The 17763-nt window shown below is 60.4% G+C and carries 20 protein-coding genes; 10 read left to right on the top strand and 10 right to left on the bottom strand.

The features are described from left to right. Positions 1-4: 4 nt before the first annotated feature. The 7 genes from hpf to AC1RT4_RS21175 all read right to left on the bottom strand — a co-directional run bounded on the left by hpf (position 5) and on the right by AC1RT4_RS21175 (position 5403). Positions 5-313: a ribosome hibernation-promoting factor, HPF/YfiA family gene (hpf, locus tag AC1RT4_RS21145; RefSeq protein WP_007953578.1), complete on the bottom strand. Its 309-nt coding sequence runs from the start codon at positions 311-313 to the stop codon at positions 5-7. Between the two features lie 73 nt (positions 314-386). Next, positions 387-1880 (bottom strand): RNA polymerase factor sigma-54, encoded by a 1494-nt coding sequence (locus tag AC1RT4_RS21150; RefSeq protein WP_011332472.1) that lies wholly within the window; start codon positions 1878-1880, stop codon positions 387-389. A gap of 185 nt (positions 1881-2065) precedes the next feature. After that, positions 2066-2791 carry an LPS export ABC transporter ATP-binding protein gene (gene lptB / locus AC1RT4_RS21155; protein ID WP_011332473.1) on the bottom strand — a complete coding sequence of 242 codons (726 nt, stop codon included), beginning with the start codon at positions 2789-2791 and terminating at the stop codon, positions 2066-2068. Then, entirely contained in the window at positions 2791-3336 is a 546-nt protein-coding gene (gene lptA, locus AC1RT4_RS21160; RefSeq protein ID WP_127796934.1) for a lipopolysaccharide transport periplasmic protein LptA, read from the bottom strand. The genes lptB and lptA overlap by 1 nt, the downstream gene beginning before the upstream one ends. Further along, positions 3323-3895 carry an LPS export ABC transporter periplasmic protein LptC gene (lptC, locus tag AC1RT4_RS21165; RefSeq protein WP_011332475.1) on the bottom strand — a complete coding sequence of 191 codons (573 nt, stop codon included), beginning with the start codon at positions 3893-3895 and terminating at the stop codon, positions 3323-3325. The genes lptA and lptC overlap by 14 nt, the downstream gene beginning before the upstream one ends. Positions 3896-3903: 8 nt before the next feature. Beyond that, complete coding sequence (locus tag AC1RT4_RS21170; RefSeq protein WP_011332476.1) at positions 3904-4428, bottom strand: KdsC family phosphatase; 525 nt, start codon at positions 4426-4428, stop codon at positions 3904-3906. Continuing rightward, positions 4429-5403 carry a KpsF/GutQ family sugar-phosphate isomerase gene (locus tag AC1RT4_RS21175; protein WP_011332477.1) on the bottom strand — a complete coding sequence of 325 codons (975 nt, stop codon included), beginning with the start codon at positions 5401-5403 and terminating at the stop codon, positions 4429-4431. 275 nt (positions 5404-5678) lie between these two features. Here AC1RT4_RS21175 and AC1RT4_RS21180 point away from each other — a divergent pair, with 275 nt between their 5' ends. From AC1RT4_RS21180 to hisC, 10 genes are all read left to right on the top strand, one after another. Beyond that, positions 5679-6491, top strand: a complete 813-nt coding sequence (locus AC1RT4_RS21180; protein WP_007953564.1) for an ATP-binding cassette domain-containing protein — start codon at positions 5679-5681, stop codon at positions 6489-6491. Further along, positions 6491-7288, top strand: coding sequence for a lipid asymmetry maintenance ABC transporter permease subunit MlaE (gene mlaE, locus AC1RT4_RS21185; protein ID WP_007953561.1), 798 nt, complete (start codon positions 6491-6493; stop codon positions 7286-7288). Before AC1RT4_RS21180 ends, mlaE begins: the two co-directional genes overlap by 1 nt. After that, positions 7288-7755 (top strand): outer membrane lipid asymmetry maintenance protein MlaD, encoded by a 468-nt coding sequence (gene mlaD / locus AC1RT4_RS21190; protein ID WP_007953559.1) that lies wholly within the window; start codon positions 7288-7290, stop codon positions 7753-7755. Before mlaE ends, mlaD begins: the two co-directional genes overlap by 1 nt. Positions 7756-7766: 11 nt before the next feature. Beyond that, positions 7767-8417, top strand: coding sequence for an MlaC/ttg2D family ABC transporter substrate-binding protein (locus tag AC1RT4_RS21195; protein ID WP_007953558.1), 651 nt, complete (start codon positions 7767-7769; stop codon positions 8415-8417). Continuing rightward, positions 8414-8719 (top strand): STAS domain-containing protein, encoded by a 306-nt coding sequence (locus tag AC1RT4_RS21200; RefSeq protein ID WP_007953557.1) that lies wholly within the window; start codon positions 8414-8416, stop codon positions 8717-8719. Before AC1RT4_RS21195 ends, AC1RT4_RS21200 begins: the two co-directional genes overlap by 4 nt. A gap of 115 nt (positions 8720-8834) precedes the next feature. Further along, positions 8835-9074 carry a BolA family protein gene (locus AC1RT4_RS21205; RefSeq protein WP_039769303.1) on the top strand — a complete coding sequence of 80 codons (240 nt, stop codon included), beginning with the start codon at positions 8835-8837 and terminating at the stop codon, positions 9072-9074. 22 nt (positions 9075-9096) lie between these two features. Next, positions 9097-10362 carry a UDP-N-acetylglucosamine 1-carboxyvinyltransferase gene (gene murA, locus AC1RT4_RS21210; RefSeq protein WP_007953555.1) on the top strand — a complete coding sequence of 422 codons (1266 nt, stop codon included), beginning with the start codon at positions 9097-9099 and terminating at the stop codon, positions 10360-10362. Between the two features lie 127 nt (positions 10363-10489). Next, entirely contained in the window at positions 10490-11125 is a 636-nt protein-coding gene (hisG, locus tag AC1RT4_RS21215) for an ATP phosphoribosyltransferase (RefSeq protein ID WP_007953554.1), read from the top strand. Between the two features lie 125 nt (positions 11126-11250). After that, entirely contained in the window at positions 11251-12576 is a 1326-nt protein-coding gene (hisD, locus tag AC1RT4_RS21220; protein ID WP_007953552.1) for a histidinol dehydrogenase, read from the top strand. A 2-nt stretch (positions 12577-12578) separates the two neighbouring features. Continuing rightward, positions 12579-13631 (top strand): histidinol-phosphate transaminase, encoded by a 1053-nt coding sequence (hisC, locus tag AC1RT4_RS21225; RefSeq protein ID WP_493087613.1) that lies wholly within the window; start codon positions 12579-12581, stop codon positions 13629-13631. Between the two features lie 48 nt (positions 13632-13679). Here hisC and AC1RT4_RS21230 read toward each other — a convergent pair whose 3' ends face one another. The 3 genes from AC1RT4_RS21230 to algW form a co-directional block, all read right to left on the bottom strand. Beyond that, a complete protein-coding gene (locus tag AC1RT4_RS21230; protein ID WP_493087615.1) occupies positions 13680-14399 on the bottom strand; it encodes a DUF4198 domain-containing protein in 720 nt (239 codons plus the stop codon). A 12-nt stretch (positions 14400-14411) separates the two neighbouring features. Next, complete coding sequence (locus AC1RT4_RS21235; RefSeq protein ID WP_493087617.1) at positions 14412-16517, bottom strand: TonB-dependent siderophore receptor; 2106 nt, start codon at positions 16515-16517, stop codon at positions 14412-14414. 87 nt (positions 16518-16604) lie between these two features. Beyond that, complete coding sequence (gene algW / locus AC1RT4_RS21240) at positions 16605-17762, bottom strand: Do family serine endopeptidase AlgW (RefSeq protein ID WP_273902588.1); 1158 nt, start codon at positions 17760-17762, stop codon at positions 16605-16607. Position 17763 lies beyond the last annotated feature (1 nt).

The raw sequence follows: 17763 nt of genomic DNA on the forward strand, positions 1-17763 counted from the left end.
GGGGTTATCGACCGGTAGCGCCCTGAAGCAGGCTCTGGGTCTTTTCCTTATGCTTTTTGAGTTGTTTATCAAGCTTGTCGGTCAGCGCGTCGATCGCAGCGTACATATCGGTATGTTCCGCGTTTGCGACGACCTCGTTGCCGGGAATATGCAGCGTGGCTTCGATTTTCTGCTTCAGCTTTTCGACGCACATCGTGACTTGCACGTTGGTGATCTTGTCGAAATGTCCCTCAAGCCTCTTGAGCTTTTGCTCAACGTACTCACGGAGAGGTTGGGTAACTTCCAGTTGGTGTCCACTGATGTTGACTTGCATACAGCTTCTCCTTCGTTGCCAGTGCATAAAGCGGCAGGCCGAAGAGCCTGCCACTGGAACGCTGTAACGTGGCTTACATCAACCGCTTGCGTTCGCTCGAAGGCGCGATCCCGAGGGATTCGCGGTACTTGGCGACGGTGCGGCGAGCCACCTGAATGCCTTGTGCCTCCAGTAAACCAGCGATCTTGCTGTCACTCAACGGCTTTTTCTGATTTTCCGCGGCAACCAGTTTCTTGATGATCGCGCGGATCGCCGTGGACGAGCATTCACCGCCTTCGGAGGTGCTCACATGGCTGGAGAAAAAGTATTTCAGTTCATATATGCCCCGTGGGGTATGCATGAATTTTTGCGTGGTCACCCGGGAAATCGTCGACTCGTGCATGCCCACCGCTTCAGCGATGTCATGCAGCACCAGCGGCTTCATGGCTTCGTCGCCGTACTCCAGAAAGCCGCGTTGATGCTCGACGATCTGGGTGGCCACTTTCATCAGGGTTTCGTTGCGGCTCTGCAGGCTCTTGATGAACCAGCGGGCTTCCTGCAACTGGTTGCGCATGAAGGTGTTGTCGGCGCTGGTGTCGGCGCGGCGCACGAAACCGGCGTACTGGGCGTTGACTCGCAGGCGTGGCACCGATTCCTGGTTCAGCTCGACCAGCCAGCGCTCGTTGTCCTTGCGTACGATGACGTCAGGTACCACGTATTCGGCTTCGGTGGATTCGATCTGCGAACCGGGGCGGGGGTTGAGGCTCTGCACCAGTTCGATGACCTGGCGCAGCTCGTCTTCCTTGAGCTTCATGCGGCGCATCAGCTGGCTGTAGTCGCGGCTGCCGAGCAGGTCGATGTAATCGGTAACCAGACGCTTGGCCTCGGCCAGCCAAGGGGTCTTGGCCGACAGCTGGCGCAATTGCAGCAGCAGGCATTCGCCCAGGTTGCGTGCGCCGATGCCGGCGGGTTCAAACTGCTGAATGCGGTGCAGGACGGCTTCGATCTCGTCCAGCTCGATGTCGAGTTCCGGATCAAAGGCGTCGAGGATTTCTTCGAGGGTTTCGTCGAGGTAGCCCTGATTGTTGATGCAATCGATCAGGGTCACAGCGATCAGGCGATCGGTGTCGGACATCGGTGCCAGGTTCAACTGCCAAAGCAGGTGGCTTTGCAGGCTCTCGCCGGCGGAGGTGCGGGTGGTGAAGTCCCACTCGTCATCATCGCTGCTTGGCAGGCTGCTGGCGCTGGTCTGATAGACGTCTTCCCAGGCAGTGTCGACGGGCAGTTCGTTGGGGATTCGCTCGTTCCATTCGCCGTCTTCGAGGTTGTCGACTGTCGGCGCGGTCTCCTGATAGGAGGGTTCCTGGATCTCGGTGTTGGGCTTCTGTTCGGCGTTGTCGGCCATGGGATCGGAGTTGTCGAAGTCGTCGCCGTCTTCCTGGCGTTCGAGCATCGGATTGGATTCCAGAGCCTCCTGGATTTCCTGTTGCAGATCCAGGGTCGACAATTGGAGCAGGCGGATGGCCTGTTGCAGCTGCGGTGTCATCGTCAGCTGCTGGCCCATTCTCAAGACTAGCGATGGTTTCATGGCAGGGGCTTAACACCTTATTCGCCGGCGCTATGCGCCATCCACTACAGGGCGCCGGAGCGCCAAACTTAAGCAAATTATATGCCTGAAACTGTCGTGTTTGCCTAGAGCGCTGTAACAATAAAAGCCTATAAAAGTGCGCTTCAACGTTACAGCACCCGGACGGCTGTCGAATGCCGTCGTGCTTACAGACGGAACTCGTGACCCAGATAGACTTCCTTCACCAGATTGTTGGCGAGGATGGTTTCTGAGTCGCCTTCGGCGATCAACTGGCCGTCGTTGACGATGTAGGCGGTTTCGCAGATATCCAGTGTCTCGCGGACGTTGTGGTCGGTGATCAGTACGCCGATGCCCTTGGCCTTGAGGTGATGGATGATCTGCTTGATGTCGCCGACCGAGATCGGGTCGACACCGGCGAACGGTTCGTCGAGCAGGATGAATTTCGGTGCCGTGGCCAGTGCGCGGGCGATCTCAACGCGGCGGCGCTCACCACCGGACAGGCTCATGCCGAGGTTGTCGCGGATGTGGCTGATGTGGAATTCCTGCAGCAGGCTTTCCAGCTCCTTGCGACGACCGGCCTTGTCGAGCTCCTGACGGGTTTCGAGGATGGCCATGATGTTGTCGGCTACCGACAGTTTGCGGAAGATCGACGCTTCTTGCGGCAGATAGCCGATGCCGGCCTTGGCGCGACCGTGCATCGGCTGGTGGCTGACGTCCAGGTCATCGATCAGCACGCGACCCTGATCGGCCTGGACCAGGCCGACGATCATGTAGAAGCAGGTGGTCTTGCCGGCGCCGTTCGGGCCGAGCAGGCCGACGATCTGACCGCTGTCGATCGACAGGCTGACGTCGCGCACGACCTGGCGGCTTTTATAGGCCTTGGCCAGGTGCTGAGCTTTCAGAGTTGCCATTACTGGGTTTTCTCGTCGGTTTTCTTCTTCGGCTGGATCACCATGTCGATGCGCGGACGCGCTTCGGTGACCTTGCTGCCAGTGGCTCGACCGGCGCTGGCCAGTTTCTTCACCGTGTCATAGACGATTTTTTCGCCTTGAGTGACGTTGTTGTCCTTGTCGACGACCTTGGCCTTGTCGATCAGCACAACGCGGTTCTGCTGCGCGTGGTACTGAATGGTCACGCCGTAGCCCTGGACAGGTTTCGCGTCGCCGGCAGTCTGCAACTGTTCGAAGTAGGCGAGGTTGCCCACCGAAGTCACGACGTCGATGTCGCCGTTGGGCGCGCGGGTCATGGTCACGGTGTTGCCTTTGACGATCATCGAACCCTGGGTGATGATCACGTCGCCTTTATAAGTGGCAACGCCGTTCTTGTCGTCCAGCTGGGCATCGTCGGCCTGAATGCGGATTGGCTGCTCTTGATCGTTCGGCAGAGCCCAGGCGCTCACGCTTCCCAGTGCTGCGCCCAGACTGAGCAAAATAGGGAGGGTTTTAACGAGCCTCATACTGTCCTCTTACGTTCGATAGCAGGTGTATCCTGCTTTCCTTCAAATACGCTTTCATTCCTACGCCAGTCGATACACCGCCAGCGCCGTCGATTCTAACGGGTTGCTGGGTCTGCGCATATTGCTGCTGCGGGAACACCGTCATGCGAGTGGAGGTGATCAGGGTGTCGCGGTTCTTTTCGTCGGTGCGTTTGACGCGTACCGAGTCGATCAGCTCGACCTCGGTGCCACCGGAATTCACTTCACCGCGTTCACTGGTCACGTGCCATGGGAAGTCGGTGCCACGGAACATGTTCAGATCGGGCTTGGTGACCAGTGTAATGTCGGTCACCTTGACGTGCTCAGCCTTCTCGGACGTCATTTCGTATTGCACTTTGCCGTCTTCGAGGTACTGGATCGTGTGTGTATTGGTCGCATACCAGTCGATCGGGCTTTCCGCCGCGGAGACGGGCGGCTTGTCGAGGAAGCGTTCCGGGCTGATGTTCCAGTAGCCGACCGCACCGAAAATCGCTGCGATGCAACCGAACAGCAGGATGTTGCGAAACTTTTTGCTAAACATGGTTGGACTCACAGGTACGCGTTGTTGGCGGCGTCGAGGCTGCCTTGGGCGCGCAGGATCAGTTCGCAGAATTCGCGGGCGGCACCTTCGCCGCCACGGGCCTGGGTGACGCCGTGAGCGTGTTCGCGCACGAAAGCAGCGGCGTTGGCTACGGCCATGCCCAGCCCCACACGGCGGATCACCGGCAGATCCGGCAGGTCGTCACCGAGGTAGGCCACTTGCTCATAGCTTAGGCCCAGTTGCTCCAGAAGGCCGTCGAGAACGACCAGTTTGTCTTCGCGGCCCTGAAACAGGTGCGGGATGCCCAGGTTTTTTGCCCGACGCTCGACCACCGGGGTCTTGCGACCGCTGATGATGGCGGTCTGGACGCCGGCGTTCATCAGCATCTTGATGCCCTGGCCATCGAGCGTATTGAAAGTCTTGAATTCGCTGCCGTCTTCAAGGAAGTACAGGCGCCCGTCGGTGAGGACGCCGTCGACGTCGAATACCGCCAGTTTGATGGCTTTGCCGCGTTGCAGCAGATCGGTGCTCATTTACATCACTCCTGCGCGCAGCAGGTCGGAGAGGTTGAAGGCGCCGATCGGGCGATCCTCTTCATCCACGACAACCAGCGCATTGATTCGGTGGTCTTCCATGATTTTCAGGGCTTCGGCGGCGAGCATCTCGGCGCGGGCGGTCTTGCCGTGCACGGTCATCACCTGGTCGATGGTGGCGCTGTGGATATCAATGCTGCGATCCAGGGTGCGGCGCAGGTCGCCGTCGGTGAAGATCCCGGCCAGTTTGCCGTCCGCTTCAAGAATGACGGTCATGCCCAGACCCTTGCGGGTCATTTCCATCAGCGCGTCCTTGAGCAGGGTGCCGCGTTGTACCTGTGGCAGTTCCTGGCCGGCGTGCATGACATTTTCCACTTTCAGCAGAAGACGTCGGCCCAGTGCGCCGCCCGGGTGGGAAAAGGCGAAATCTTCGGCAGTGAAGCCGCGCGCCTCCAGCAGCGCCACGGCCAGGGCATCGCCCATGACCAACGCGGCGGTGGTCGAGGAGGTCGGCGCCAGGTTCAGCGGGCAGGCTTCGTGCTCGACGTGAACGTTGAGATTGACCTCGGCGGCCTTGGCCAGCGGCGATTGCGGGTTGCCGGTGACGCTGATCAGCTGGATGCCCAGGCGCTTGATCAGTGGCAGCAGGGTGACGATTTCGTTGGTGGAGCCGGAGTTCGACAGGGCCAGAATCACGTCGTCACGGGTGATCATGCCCATGTCGCCGTGGCTCGCCTCGGCCGGGTGCACGAAAAACGCCGGGGTGCCGGTGCTGGCCAGGGTGGCGGCAATCTTGTTGCCGATGTGCCCGGACTTGCCCATGCCGACCACGACAACACGGCCCTTGCTGGCCAGAATCATCTCGCAAGCGCGTACGAAATCGGCGTCGATATGGGGCAACAAGCCTTGTACGGCTTCCACTTCGAGGCGGATGGTGCGTTGTGCCGATTGAATCAGGTCGCTGGTTTGGCTCATGTCAGAAATCGTATAGCCCGATGAAAAGGCGGCGATTATAGCGGTTATGTTGAAAAGCCTCACGCAAGTTCGTCGTGCTTTGTCATTCCTCGTTACCAAAACTCCGCAAATAACGCTTCCAGCCCTTCAACTCGCAGATTGCGGGTCGGTGCAGGCCTTGGGCGCTTGCCCTTTGCAGTGATATAGTTCGCCGCCAGTTCGGCCTGCCCGGGATGTAGGGGCTTTCTCAAGAAAGCCAGGCGTCCGAGTGAGAGGCTGCATCGCAAGGAGTTTAGATGAGTGCCGATAACGCCTACGCGGTCGAGCTGAAGGGAGTCTCCTTCAAGCGCGGTGCGCGGAGCATTTTCAATAACGTCGATATCCGCATCCCGCGCGGCAAGGTCACCGGCATCATGGGGCCTTCCGGGTGTGGCAAGACCACGCTGCTGCGCCTGATGGGCGCCCAGTTGCGGCCATCCAAGGGCGAAGTCTGGGTCAACGGCCAGAACCTGCCGAAGCTGTCGCGCAGCGATCTGTTCGATGCGCGCAAGCACATGGGCGTACTGTTTCAGAGCGGTGCGCTGTTCACCGATCTCGATGTGTTCGAGAACGTCGCCTTCCCTCTGCGCGTTCATACCGACCTGCCGGACGAGATGATCCGCGACATCGTGCTGCTCAAATTGCAGGCGGTGGGCTTGCGCGGTGCGATCGAACTGATGCCCGACGAGCTGTCCGGCGGCATGAAACGCCGTGTCGCTCTGGCCCGGGCCATTGCCCTCGATCCGCAGATCCTCATGTACGACGAACCGTTCGTCGGCCAGGACCCGATCGCCATGGGCGTTCTGGTTCGCCTGATCCGTCTGCTCAATGATGCCCTGGGAATCACCAGCATCGTTGTGTCCCACGACCTCGCCGAAACCGCGAGCATCGCCGACTACATCTATGTGGTCGGTGATGGCCAGGTATTGGGGCAGGGCACGCCGGACGAACTGATGAGCTCGGACGATCCGCGTATCCGTCAGTTCATGACCGGTGAACCCGACGGCCCGGTGCCGTATCACTTTCCAGCGCCGGATTACCGCGCCGATCTTCTGGGGAAGCGCCGCTGATGCGCAGAATTACATTAATGGAGCGTGTGCGTCGTTTCGGACTCGCCGGAATCGACAGCGTCGCAGTGTTCGGGCGTTCGACCCTGTTCCTGTTTCATGCCTTGCTTGGTCGTGGCGGTATCGGCGGCGGTTTTGGCCTGCTGGTCAAGCAGCTGCACTCCGTCGGCGTGATGTCGCTGGTGATCATCGTGGTGTCCGGGATATTCATCGGCATGGTGCTGGCGCTGCAGGGCTTCAACATCCTGTCCAGCTACGGTTCGGAGCAGGCTGTTGGCCAGATGGTGGCACTGACCCTGTTGCGTGAGCTGGGGCCGGTGGTGACCGCGCTGTTGTTTGCTGGTCGTGCCGGTTCGGCGCTGACGGCGGAAATCGGCAACATGAAATCCACCGAACAGCTGTCCAGCCTGGAAATGATCGGGGTCGACCCGCTCAAGTACATCATTGCCCCGCGCCTGTGGGCCGGCTTCATTTCCCTCCCGGTGCTGGCGATGATCTTCAGCGTGGTCGGCATCTGGGGCGGTTCGTGGGTTGCCGTCGACTGGCTGGGGGTCTACGAAGGTTCCTACTGGTCGAACATGCAGAACAGCGTGAGCTTCGGTGACGATGTGCTCAACGGCATCATCAAAAGTGCAGTGTTCGCTTTTGTCGTCACCTGGATCGCCGTATTTCAAGGCTATGACTGCGAACCCACTTCCGAGGGGATCAGCCGTGCCACCACCAAGACCGTGGTTTACGCCTCGCTGGCAGTACTCGGCCTGGACTTTATTCTGACCGCTTTGATGTTTGGAGATTTCTGATGCAAAACCGCACCCTGGAAATCGGTGTCGGCCTGTTCCTGCTGGCAGGGATCCTGGCCTTGTTGCTGCTGGCCCTGCGGGTCAGTGGCCTGTCTCCGACTTCGACCACCGATACCTACAAGCTTTACGCGTATTTCGACAATATCGCCGGTTTGACGGTCAGAGCCAAAGTGACCATGGCGGGTGTGACCATCGGCAAGGTCACCGCGATCGATCTGGATCGCGACAGCTTCACCGGTCGGGTGACCCTGCAAGTGGATAAAAGCGTCGACAATCTGCCGACCGACTCCACAGCATCTATCCTGACAGCGGGTCTGCTGGGCGAGAAATACATCGGTATCAGCGTGGGCGGGGAAGACACCCGGCTCAAGGATGGTGGAACCATCCACGACACGCAGTCGTCTCTGGTACTGGAAGACCTGATCGGTAAATTCCTGCTCAATACCGTTAGCAAAGACGCCAAATGAGGAGCTTTTGAATGATCTCTACCTTGCGACGTGGCCTGTTGGTGTTGCTTGCGGCGCTGCCGCTGGTGGCCAATGCCGTGGCGGCGCCTTCGGCGCATGACCTGGTTCAGGACACCACCAACCGGATGCTGGCTGATCTGGCTGCCAACAAAGAGAAGTACAAGCAGGATCCGGCTGACTTCTACACCGCGTTGAACACCATCGTCGGGCCGGTCGTGGATGCCGAGGGCATTTCCAAGAGCATCATGACGGTCAAGTATTCGCGCAAGGCAACCCCGGCGCAGATGAAGACCTTCGAGGAAAACTTCAAGCGCGGCCTGTTCCAGTTCTATGGCAACGCGCTGCTCGAGTACAACAACCAGGGCATCACTGTCGATGCGCCCAAGGATGAGTCGGGCGACCGCACCAGCGTCGGCATGACCGTCAAGGGCAACAACGGCGCGATCTATCCGGTGTCGTACACCCTGGAGAAGATCAACGGCGAGTGGAAACTGCGTAACGTGATCATCAACGGCATCAACATCGGCAAACTGTTCCGCGATCAGTTCGCCGACGCCATGCAGCGCAATGGCAACGACCTGGACAAGACCATCAACGGCTGGGCCGGTGAAGTCGCCAAGGCCAAGCAGTCGGCCGAGCAGAACGAGAAACCAGCCCAATGACCGAGTCGGCCATTCGTCTGGACGAAGCCAGTGAGCTGCAGCTCAGTGGCGTGCTGGATTACCGCACCGGCCCTGATCTGCGCGAGCAGGGCCGGGCGCTGATCAAGTCGTGCAATGCCCCGGCATTGGTGATCGATTGCTCGGCGGTGGAGAAGTCCAGCAGCGTCGGTCTGTCGCTGCTGCTGTGCTTCATTCGCGATGCAAAGGCCGCCGGCAAGGCGGTCAGCATCCGCGGGATGCCCGAAGACATGCGCGAAATTGCTCAGGTCAGCGAACTGACCGAGCTGTTGGCGCAACCCTGAACCCGCATCAATAGAGAAGCCCCCCGTCAGAGTCCTGCGCAGCGGGGTTCGCAGGCGCGGGGCTTTTTTGTATGATGTCCGACCCGTGCGCACAGGGCGCCGATTGAGGTTGAGCATGCAGGCCGTAGAAGTGAAGAGCTTCCTTGAAGGAAAGCTGCCAGGAACGCTGGTGGAAGTTGAAGGCGAAGGCTGCAACTTCCAGCTGAACGTGATTAGTGATGAACTGGCGGCGTTGAGCCCGGTCAAGCGTCAGCAAAGCATCTATGCCCATTTGAACCCTTGGATCGCCGATGGCAGCATCCACGCGGTCACTATGAAATTTTTCAGCAGCGCGGCCTGGGCCGAGCGCACCTGAGCCCTAGGGCGTCGAGATTCTTATGGATAAATTGATTATTACCGGTGGCGCTCGTCTTGATGGCGAGATCCGCATCTCCGGGGCGAAGAACTCCGCCCTGCCGATCCTGGCCGCCACCCTGCTGTGCGATGGCCCGGTTACCGTTGGCAACCTGCCGCACCTGCACGACATCACCACCATGATCGAGCTGTTCGGTCGCATGGGCATCGAGCCTGTGATCGACGAGAAGCTCAGCGTCGAAATCGACCCGCGCACCATCAAGACCCTGATCGCTCCGTACGAGCTGGTGAAAACCATGCGTGCGTCGATCCTGGTGCTGGGCCCGATGGTTGCGCGTTTCGGTGAAGCCGAAGTCGCACTGCCTGGCGGTTGCGCCATCGGTTCGCGTCCGGTCGACCTGCACATCCGTGGCCTGGAAGCCATGGGCGCGGTCATCGACGTCGAAGGCGGCTACATCAAGGCCAAGGCGCCTGAAGGCGGCCTGCGCGGCGCGCACTTCTTCTTCGATACCGTCAGCGTGACCGGTACCGAGAACATCATGATGGCCGCCGCTCTGGCCAAGGGTCGCAGCGTGTTGCAGAACGCCGCTCGCGAACCTGAAGTGGTCGACCTGGCGAACTTCCTCAACGCCATGGGTGCCAAGGTGTCCGGTGCCGGCACCGACACCATCACCATCGACGGTGTCGAGCGTCTGGGTTCGGCTTTCTACAAAGTCATGCCTGACCGCATCGAAACCGGCACCTATCTGGTGGCCGCTGCGGTTACCGGTGGCCGCGTGAAGGTCAAGGACACCGATCCGACCATCCTCGAAGCCGTTCTGGAAAAACTCCGTGAAGCCGGCGCAGAAATCACCTGTGGTGAGGACTGGATCGAGCTGAACATGCACGGCAAGCGCCCGAAAGCGGTCAACGTGCGCACTGCGCCGTACCCGGCGTTCCCGACCGACATGCAGGCGCAGTTCATCTCGCTCAACGCCATTGCCGAAGGCACCGGTGCGGTCATCGAGACGATCTTCGAAAATCGCTTCATGCACGTGTACGAACTGCACCGCATGGGCGCGCACATCCAGGTCGAAGGCAACACCGCCATCGTGACCGGCATCGAAACACTCAAGGGCGCGCCAGTGATGGCGACCGACCTGCGTGCTTCGGCTAGCCTGGTGATTTCGGCACTGGTGGCACAGGGCGATACCCTGATCGATCGCATCTACCACATCGACCGTGGTTACGAGTGCATCGAGGAAAAACTGCAGATGCTGGGCGCCAAGATCCGTCGCGTTCCGGGCTGATCGCTGCATCTGGACACAGGGAAGTGTCCGTTGAATTCGTTTCGATCGGGGGTGGCAACGCCCTCGAAGTATGTCCGGCGCCGATTGCGACCGGACATGAGTACCTTGATAAGGACTGACGTTTCCCATGTTGACCATCGCACTGTCCAAGGGCCGCATCCTTGACGACACCCTGCCGCTTCTCGCCGAAGCGGGCATCGTGCCGACCGAGAATCCGGACAAGAGCCGCAAGCTGATCATCCCCACGACCCAGGAAGACGTTCGCCTGTTGATCGTGCGGGCCACCGACGTGCCGACCTATGTCGAGCATGGCGCGGCCGACCTCGGCGTTGCCGGTAAAGACGTGCTGATGGAATACACCGGCCAGGGCCTGTACGAGCCGCTGGATCTGCAGATTGCCCAGTGCAAGCTGATGACCGCCGGCAAGGTCGGCGCGGTCGAGCCCAAGGGCCGCCTGCGTGTCGCCACCAAATTCGTCAACGTTGCCAAGCGTTACTACGCCGAGCAGGGCCGTCAGGTCGACATCATCAAGCTGTACGGCTCGATGGAGCTGGCACCGCTAATCGGTCTGGCCGACAAGATCATCGATGTGGTCGACACCGGCAACACCCTGCGCGCCAACGGCCTGGAACCCCAGGAACTGATCGCCACGATCAGCTCGCGTCTGGTGGTCAATAAAGCTTCGATGAAAATGCAACACGCCCGAATCCAGGCGTTGATCGACACCCTGCGCAAGGCAGTGGAGTCTCGACACCGCGGCTGATGTACCTGCGCGACGTTAAGTCGCGCCCGTCTATCCGCCTCATAGCCAGAATCTCAGGTGCCCAAGCGGAAACGACTGCTAAGTTAGGGCGCCTGAGTTTTTGCCATTCCTATGAGGCTCTCGCTATGACCGCACCGACTGCAATTCGCCGACTCAACGCTGCTGACCCGGATTTCGCGCATCATCTGGATCATCTGCTGAGCTGGGAAAGTGTGTCTGACGACTCGGTCAATCAGCGGGTGCTGGACATCATCAAGGCTGTGCGCGAGCGCGGTGACGCGGCGCTGGTCGAGTTCACCCAGAAATTCGATGGCCTGGAAGTCGCTTCGATGGCGGACCTGATCCTGCCGCGCGAGCGTCTGGAACTGGCCCTGACCCGCATCACCGTGCCGCAACGCGAAGCGCTGGAAAAAGCCGCCGCCCGCGTGCGCAGCTATCACGAGAAACAGAAGCAGGACTCCTGGAGCTACACCGAAGCCGACGGCACGGTGCTGGGCCAGAAAGTCACGCCACTGGATCGCGCCGGTCTGTACGTGCCGGGTGGCAAGGCGTCGTACCCGTCTTCGGTGTTGATGAACGCGATTCCGGCCAAGGTTGCCGGCGTGACCGAAGTGGTCATGGTGGTGCCGACCCCGCGCGGTGAAGTCAACGAGCTGGTGCTGGCGGCGGCGTGCATCGCCGGCGTCGACCGGGTGTTCACCATCGGTGGCGCGCAAGCCGTTGCCGCATTGGCCTATGGCACCGAAAGCGTGCCGCAGGTGGACAAGGTCGTCGGCCCGGGCAACATCTATGTCGCCACGGCCAAGCGTCACGTGTTCGGTCAGGTCGGCATCGACATGATCGCCGGCCCGTCGGAAATCCTCGTGGTGTGCGACGGCCAGACCGATCCGGACTGGATCGCCATGGACCTGTTCTCCCAGGCCGAGCACGACGAAGACGCCCAGGCGATTCTGGTCAGCCCGGACGCCGAGTTCCTCGACAAGGTCGCCGCGAGCATCGACAAATTGCTGCCGACCATGGATCGCGCAACCATCATCGAAACCTCGATCAACGGCCGTGGTGCCCTGATTCACGTGCGCGACATGGCCCAGGCCATCGAAGTCGCCAACCGCATCGCGCCGGAGCACCTTGAGCTGTCGGTCGCCGACCCGCAGGCCTGGCTGCCGCAGATCCGCCACGCCGGCGCGATCTTCATGGGCCGTCACACCTCCGAAGCGCTGGGCGACTACTGCGCCGGTCCGAACCACGTGTTGCCGACCTCCGGCACCGCGCGTTTCTCCTCGCCGCTGGGCGTGTATGACTTCCAGAAACGTTCGTCGATCATCTTCTGCTCCGAGGCCGGTGCTTCGGAACTTGGCAAGACAGCATCGATCCTGGCCCGTGGCGAATCGCTGAGCGCCCACGCGCGCAGCGCCGAATACCGCATCAAAGACGAAGTGAAGGGGAACTGAACATGAGTAAATTCTGGAGCCCGTTCGTCAAGGATCTGGTGCCTTACGTGCCGGGCGAGCAGCCGAAGCTGACCCGCTTGGTCAAACTCAACACCAACGAAAACCCGTACGGCCCGTCGCCAAAAGCCCTGGCGGCGATGCAGACCGAACTCAACGACAACCTGCGCCTGTACCCGGACCCGAACAGCGACCTGCTGAAAAACGCCGTCGCCAAGTACTACGGCGTACAAAGCAATCAGGTGTTCCTCGGCAACGGTTCGGACGAAGTGCTGGCGCACATCTTCCACGGTCTGCTGCAACACGATCAGTCGATCCTGTTCCCGGATATCAGCTACAGCTTTTATCCGGTCTACTGCGGTCTTTACGGCATCAAGTTCGACGCGGTGCCGCTGGATGCGCAGTTCCAGATCAACCCGGCGGACTACGCCAAGCCGAACGGCGGGATCATCTTCCCCAACCCGAATGCACCGACCGGTTGCCTGCTGGCGCTGGAAGCGGTCGAGCAGATCCTCAAGGCCAGCCCGGATTCGGTGGTGGTGGTCGACGAGGCTTATATCGACTTCGGCGGCGAAACCGCGATCAGTCTGGTGGACCGTTATCCGAACCTGCTGGTGACTCAGACCCTGTCCAAGTCCCGTTCGCTGGCGGGCCTGCGGGTCGGTCTGGCGGTCGGCCATCCGGATCTGATCGAGGCGCTGGAGCGGATCAAGAACAGCTTCAACTCCTACCCGATCGATCGCATGGCGAATGTCGGCGCGGCGGCAGCGTTCGAGGATCGCGAATACTTCGACAAGACCTGCGCACTGGTCATCGAGAGTCGCGAATGGGTGGTTGCGCAGTTGCAGGCCAAGGGCTTTGAAGTGCTGCCGTCAGCGGCGAACTTCATCTTCGCCCGGCATCCGCAACACGATGCGGCGGGGCTCGCAGCCAAACTGCGTGAGCAGGGTGTGATCGTGCGCCACTTCAAGCAGGAGCGGATTGCCCAGTTCTTGCGGATCTCGATCGGCACGCCGGAACAGAATCAGGCGTTGATCGACGGTCTGGGCGAACTCTGAAACGACGCTGATCCCTGTGGGTTCAGTCCCGCAGGGATCAGCGCTGGTTTATTCGTGATGCGGTTCGCCAAGGAACGTCAACGAACTGAACAACCCTCTGCTGCTCACCTCTGAACTGTCCTTCACCGGCACTTCCACCTGCGCCGCAATCACATTCAACCCCTCATTACGCACCAGCACCTGCGCGCGGCCGTCCTTGTCGGTTTCAGTGCTCAAGGTATTCGGCGCGCTGCGGTAGTCACCGATCAATTTCACGCCCGCTGCCGGTTTGCCATCCAGCAACACCCGCACTGGCAATGATTTCCCCGGCCCGACGGTCAGCGGATCGACCTCCGGCAAAATCAGCAATTTGATCTGATCCAGTTTGGGCAGCTTCGCTCCCGGCTGATAAATCGCCAGGCTGTACTTGAGGGTCTCGGTCGACTCGATGGCGCCCGGGACTTTGCTGCGCCCCTCGTTGATCCATTTCTTGTCGGCGGTTTGCGACCACATGCCGTTGTTCAGCGCCACGGCCAACACCGCTGGCGGTTTCAACGGTTGCAGGCGGGCGTGATCTGCAAGGCGCTGCACACTGACGGGAATCATCTTGCCGCCCGCGTCAAAGGCCCACGCCCCGCTGACTTTCTGCGGTTTGAACGCATTGTCTTCGGCACCGTGGCCGTAGACGACTTCGATATTGCCGCGCCGTTGTTCGGTCCACAGACCATGGGCCGAGGCGTGAGTGGCGAACAGCGCGGCGATGAGCAGCAGGGATTTGCCGTATTGCATGGTGACGTCCTTTTACAGGTTGAGTGTCAGGCTGACCGTGAAATTGCGCGGCTCGCCGGGGTTGACCCAGTAGTTGCTGTACGAGCGCTCGTAATATTTTTCGTCGAACAGGTTGTTCAGGTTCAGGCCGAGAGTGACGGTGTCGCTGGCCTTGTAATGGGCCAGCAGGTCGACGGTGTGATAGGCCGGCAGCTCGAAATCGCTGCCGGACTCACCTGAGCGGTCACCGACGTAGGTGAACGCCGCGCCGATATCCGAGCCGCGCAAGCGGCCGTCCTGAAACTCGTAGACAGCCAGCAGGCTGCCGCTGCGTTTGGCCACCCCGAGGATGCGGCTACCGGCAGGAATCGCGGCATCACCCTTGGTGACTTCGGCGTCGATCCAGGCGAAAGCGCCGATCACCCTGACGGCGTCGGTGACTTGCCCGGTGACTTGCAGATCGAAACCCCGGCTGCGGGCCTTGCTCATGGCGCGGCTGGTGTCGGTGCCCGGGTCGAGGGCGAGGACGTTTTCCTTGTCGATATGAAAGAAGGCGAGGGTGCTGCTTAACCGTTCGTCGAACAGCTCGTTCTTGATGCCAATTTCGTAACCCACGCCTTCTTCCGGATCGAAGGATTTGCCAGCCGCATCGAGGCCGTTGTTCGGTTTGAATGAAGTCGAGGCGTTGGCGAACAGGCCGGTGTCCGGTGTCAGTTGATAGAGCAGGCCGGCACGTTGGGTGAGCGCATCGTGGGTCTGACGGCTGGTGGTGTTGCGGCTGTGGTCATCGATGTTCTGCTCAAAGTGCTCGAAGCGTGCCCCGATCATCCCGCGCAGTTTTTCGCTGAAGACGATTTGATCCTGCAGGTTCAGCGCATGGCTTTCGACGTGTTCGAAGAAGTCTGTGCCGGAGCGTGCGCCGTTGGGTTTGGGCTGGCCGTACACCGGGTTGTAGATATCGATGGCGTAAGGCCCGCCGGCGATGGTGGTGACGCGCTCGTTCTTGCGGAAGTTCTCGTACTCGCTGCCGATCAGCAGTTCGTGCTGCCAGGTGCCGAGGTCGAACAGGCCGCGCAGTTCCAGCTGGGTGATGCTGTCGTGCCAGTTGGTATCGCGTTCGCGATAGCGGCGGTTGATTGTGTGGCCATCGGCATTCAAAGGGCGGTTTTCGGAGGCGAAACCCCAGAGTTTGCCTTCCTTGTAATGGCTGGCCAGGCGCAGTTTCCAGGCATCGCTGAGGTGGTGCTCAAGCGTGGCTTGCAGTCTGTTGTTGTGGTTGTCGATGTTGCCGTCGTTCGGCTCACCGAGGAATGTCGAGCGCGAGACGCCGCTCCATTTATTGTTTGGCGCAACGATGCCGCGGTCGAAGGTCGAGCTATGACGCACGAATTCGCTCTCCACCAGCAGGTTGGTGTCCGGGTTCAACTGCCAGCTGAAAGTGGGGGCGACGAATACGCGTTTACTGTCGACGTGGTCGCGAAAACTGTTGTTGTCCTCGACCGCGAGGTTGATCCGCGACAGCACATCACCCTGATCATCCAGCGGCGTGTTGAAGTCCAGCGCAGTGCGATAACGATCCCAACTGCCGGCACTGGTTTGCAGGGTAGTGAACGCTTCGGGCTGCGGTTTCTTGGTGACGATGTTCACTGTGCCACCCGGATCGCCTCGGCCGTACAGGCTGGCGGCCGGTCCTTTGAGCACTTCGATGCGCTCGATGTTGGCAGCGTCGGGTGTACTCGGGTAACCACGGTTGGCGCTGAAGCCGTCCTGGTAAAACTCGGAGGTGGTGAAACCGCGCACGCTGTATTCGTAAAGCGTCAGGCCGCCGAAGTTGTTTTGCTTCGACACACCACCGGCGAAATCCAGCGCACGTTCGACGCTGGTGCTGCCCAGATCCTTGAGTACGCTGGCGGGCACCACGCTGATGGCCTGCGGAATATCGCGGATTGCGGTGTTGGTTTTGGTGGCGCTGAACGAGCGGGTAGCGCGGTAGCCTTTGACCGGACCGGTAGGGGATTCGTAATCGGAGGTGACGCTGATGGCGTCGAGTTCAAGCGTTTGCGGTTCATCGGCAAACGCGGGATCGCCAAGCAGGCCAAGGGTCAGGCCGAGGAGGGAGGCCTTTTTTCGAGACGACATGTTATGTTGTTCCAATGTGCTAATTGAAACAATATAACATGCCTGTTGAGAATGTCTGTTATTCGCGCCAGTGACGCGAACAAAGTCTTACTCTTCTTTTTCCTTCACCGGCGCTGGCGGCGGACGCAGGCCGATTTCAGCGGTCAGCTTCAACTCCTTGCCATTGCGCATCACCTGAATCGTGACCTTGTCGGTTGGCTTGATCCGCGCCACCTGGTTCATCGATTTGCGGCCATCGCCGGCCGGTTCGCCGTCGATGCTCAGGATCACGTCGCCCAGTTGCAGGCCGGCCTTCTGGGCCGGGCCGTCGCGGAAAATACCCGCCACCACGATTCCCGGACGCCCGGACAGGCCAAACGACTCGGCCAGTTCCTGGGTCAGCGGTTGCACTTCAATACCCAACCAGCCGCGAATCACCTGACCGTGCTCGATGATCGACTTCATCACTTCCATTGCCAGCTTCACCGGGATCGCGAAGCCGATGCCTTGGGAGCCGCCGGACTTGGAGAAGATTGCGGTGTTGATGCCGGTGAGGTTGCCGTTGGCGTCGACCAGCGCACCGCCGGAGTTGCCCGGGTTGATCGCCGCGTCGGTCTGGATGAAGTCTTCGTAGTTGTTCAGGCCCAGCTGGTTGCGGCCGGTGGCGCTGATGATGCCCATGGTCACGGTCTGGCCGACACCGAACGGGTTGCCGATGGCCAGTGCGACGTCGCCGATGCGGATGTTGTCGGAACGGCCGACGGTAATCGCCGGCAAGGTCTTGAGGTCGATCTTCAGGACCGCGAGGTCGGTTTCCGGGTCACTGCCGATCACTCGGGCCAGGGTTTCGCGACCATCCTTGAGCGCCACGACGATCTGGTCGGCGCCGCTGGTGACGTGGTTGTTGGTCAGGATGTAGCCTTCCGGGCTCATGATCACGCCGGAGCCAAGGCTCGATTCCATGCGCTTCTGCTTCGGCGAGTTGTCACCGAAGAAGCGGCGAAACTGCGGGTCTTCGAACAGCGGATGGCTTGGCTTGTTGATGACTTTGGTGGTGTAGAGGTTCACCACCGACGGCGCGGCGATGGTCACCGCGTCGGCATAGGACACCGGCCCCTGCTGCACGCTGGTGGTCTGCGGGGCCTGTTGCAGGTTGACGTCGAGGCTCGGAAGCCCGACCCACTGCGGGTAACGCTGAATAATCAACAGAGCGATAAGCACGCCGGCCAACAGCGGCCAGCCGAAAAAACGCAGCGCCTTGAGCATT

The organism is Pseudomonas sp. GW821-FHT11D10, assembly GCF_058808435.1.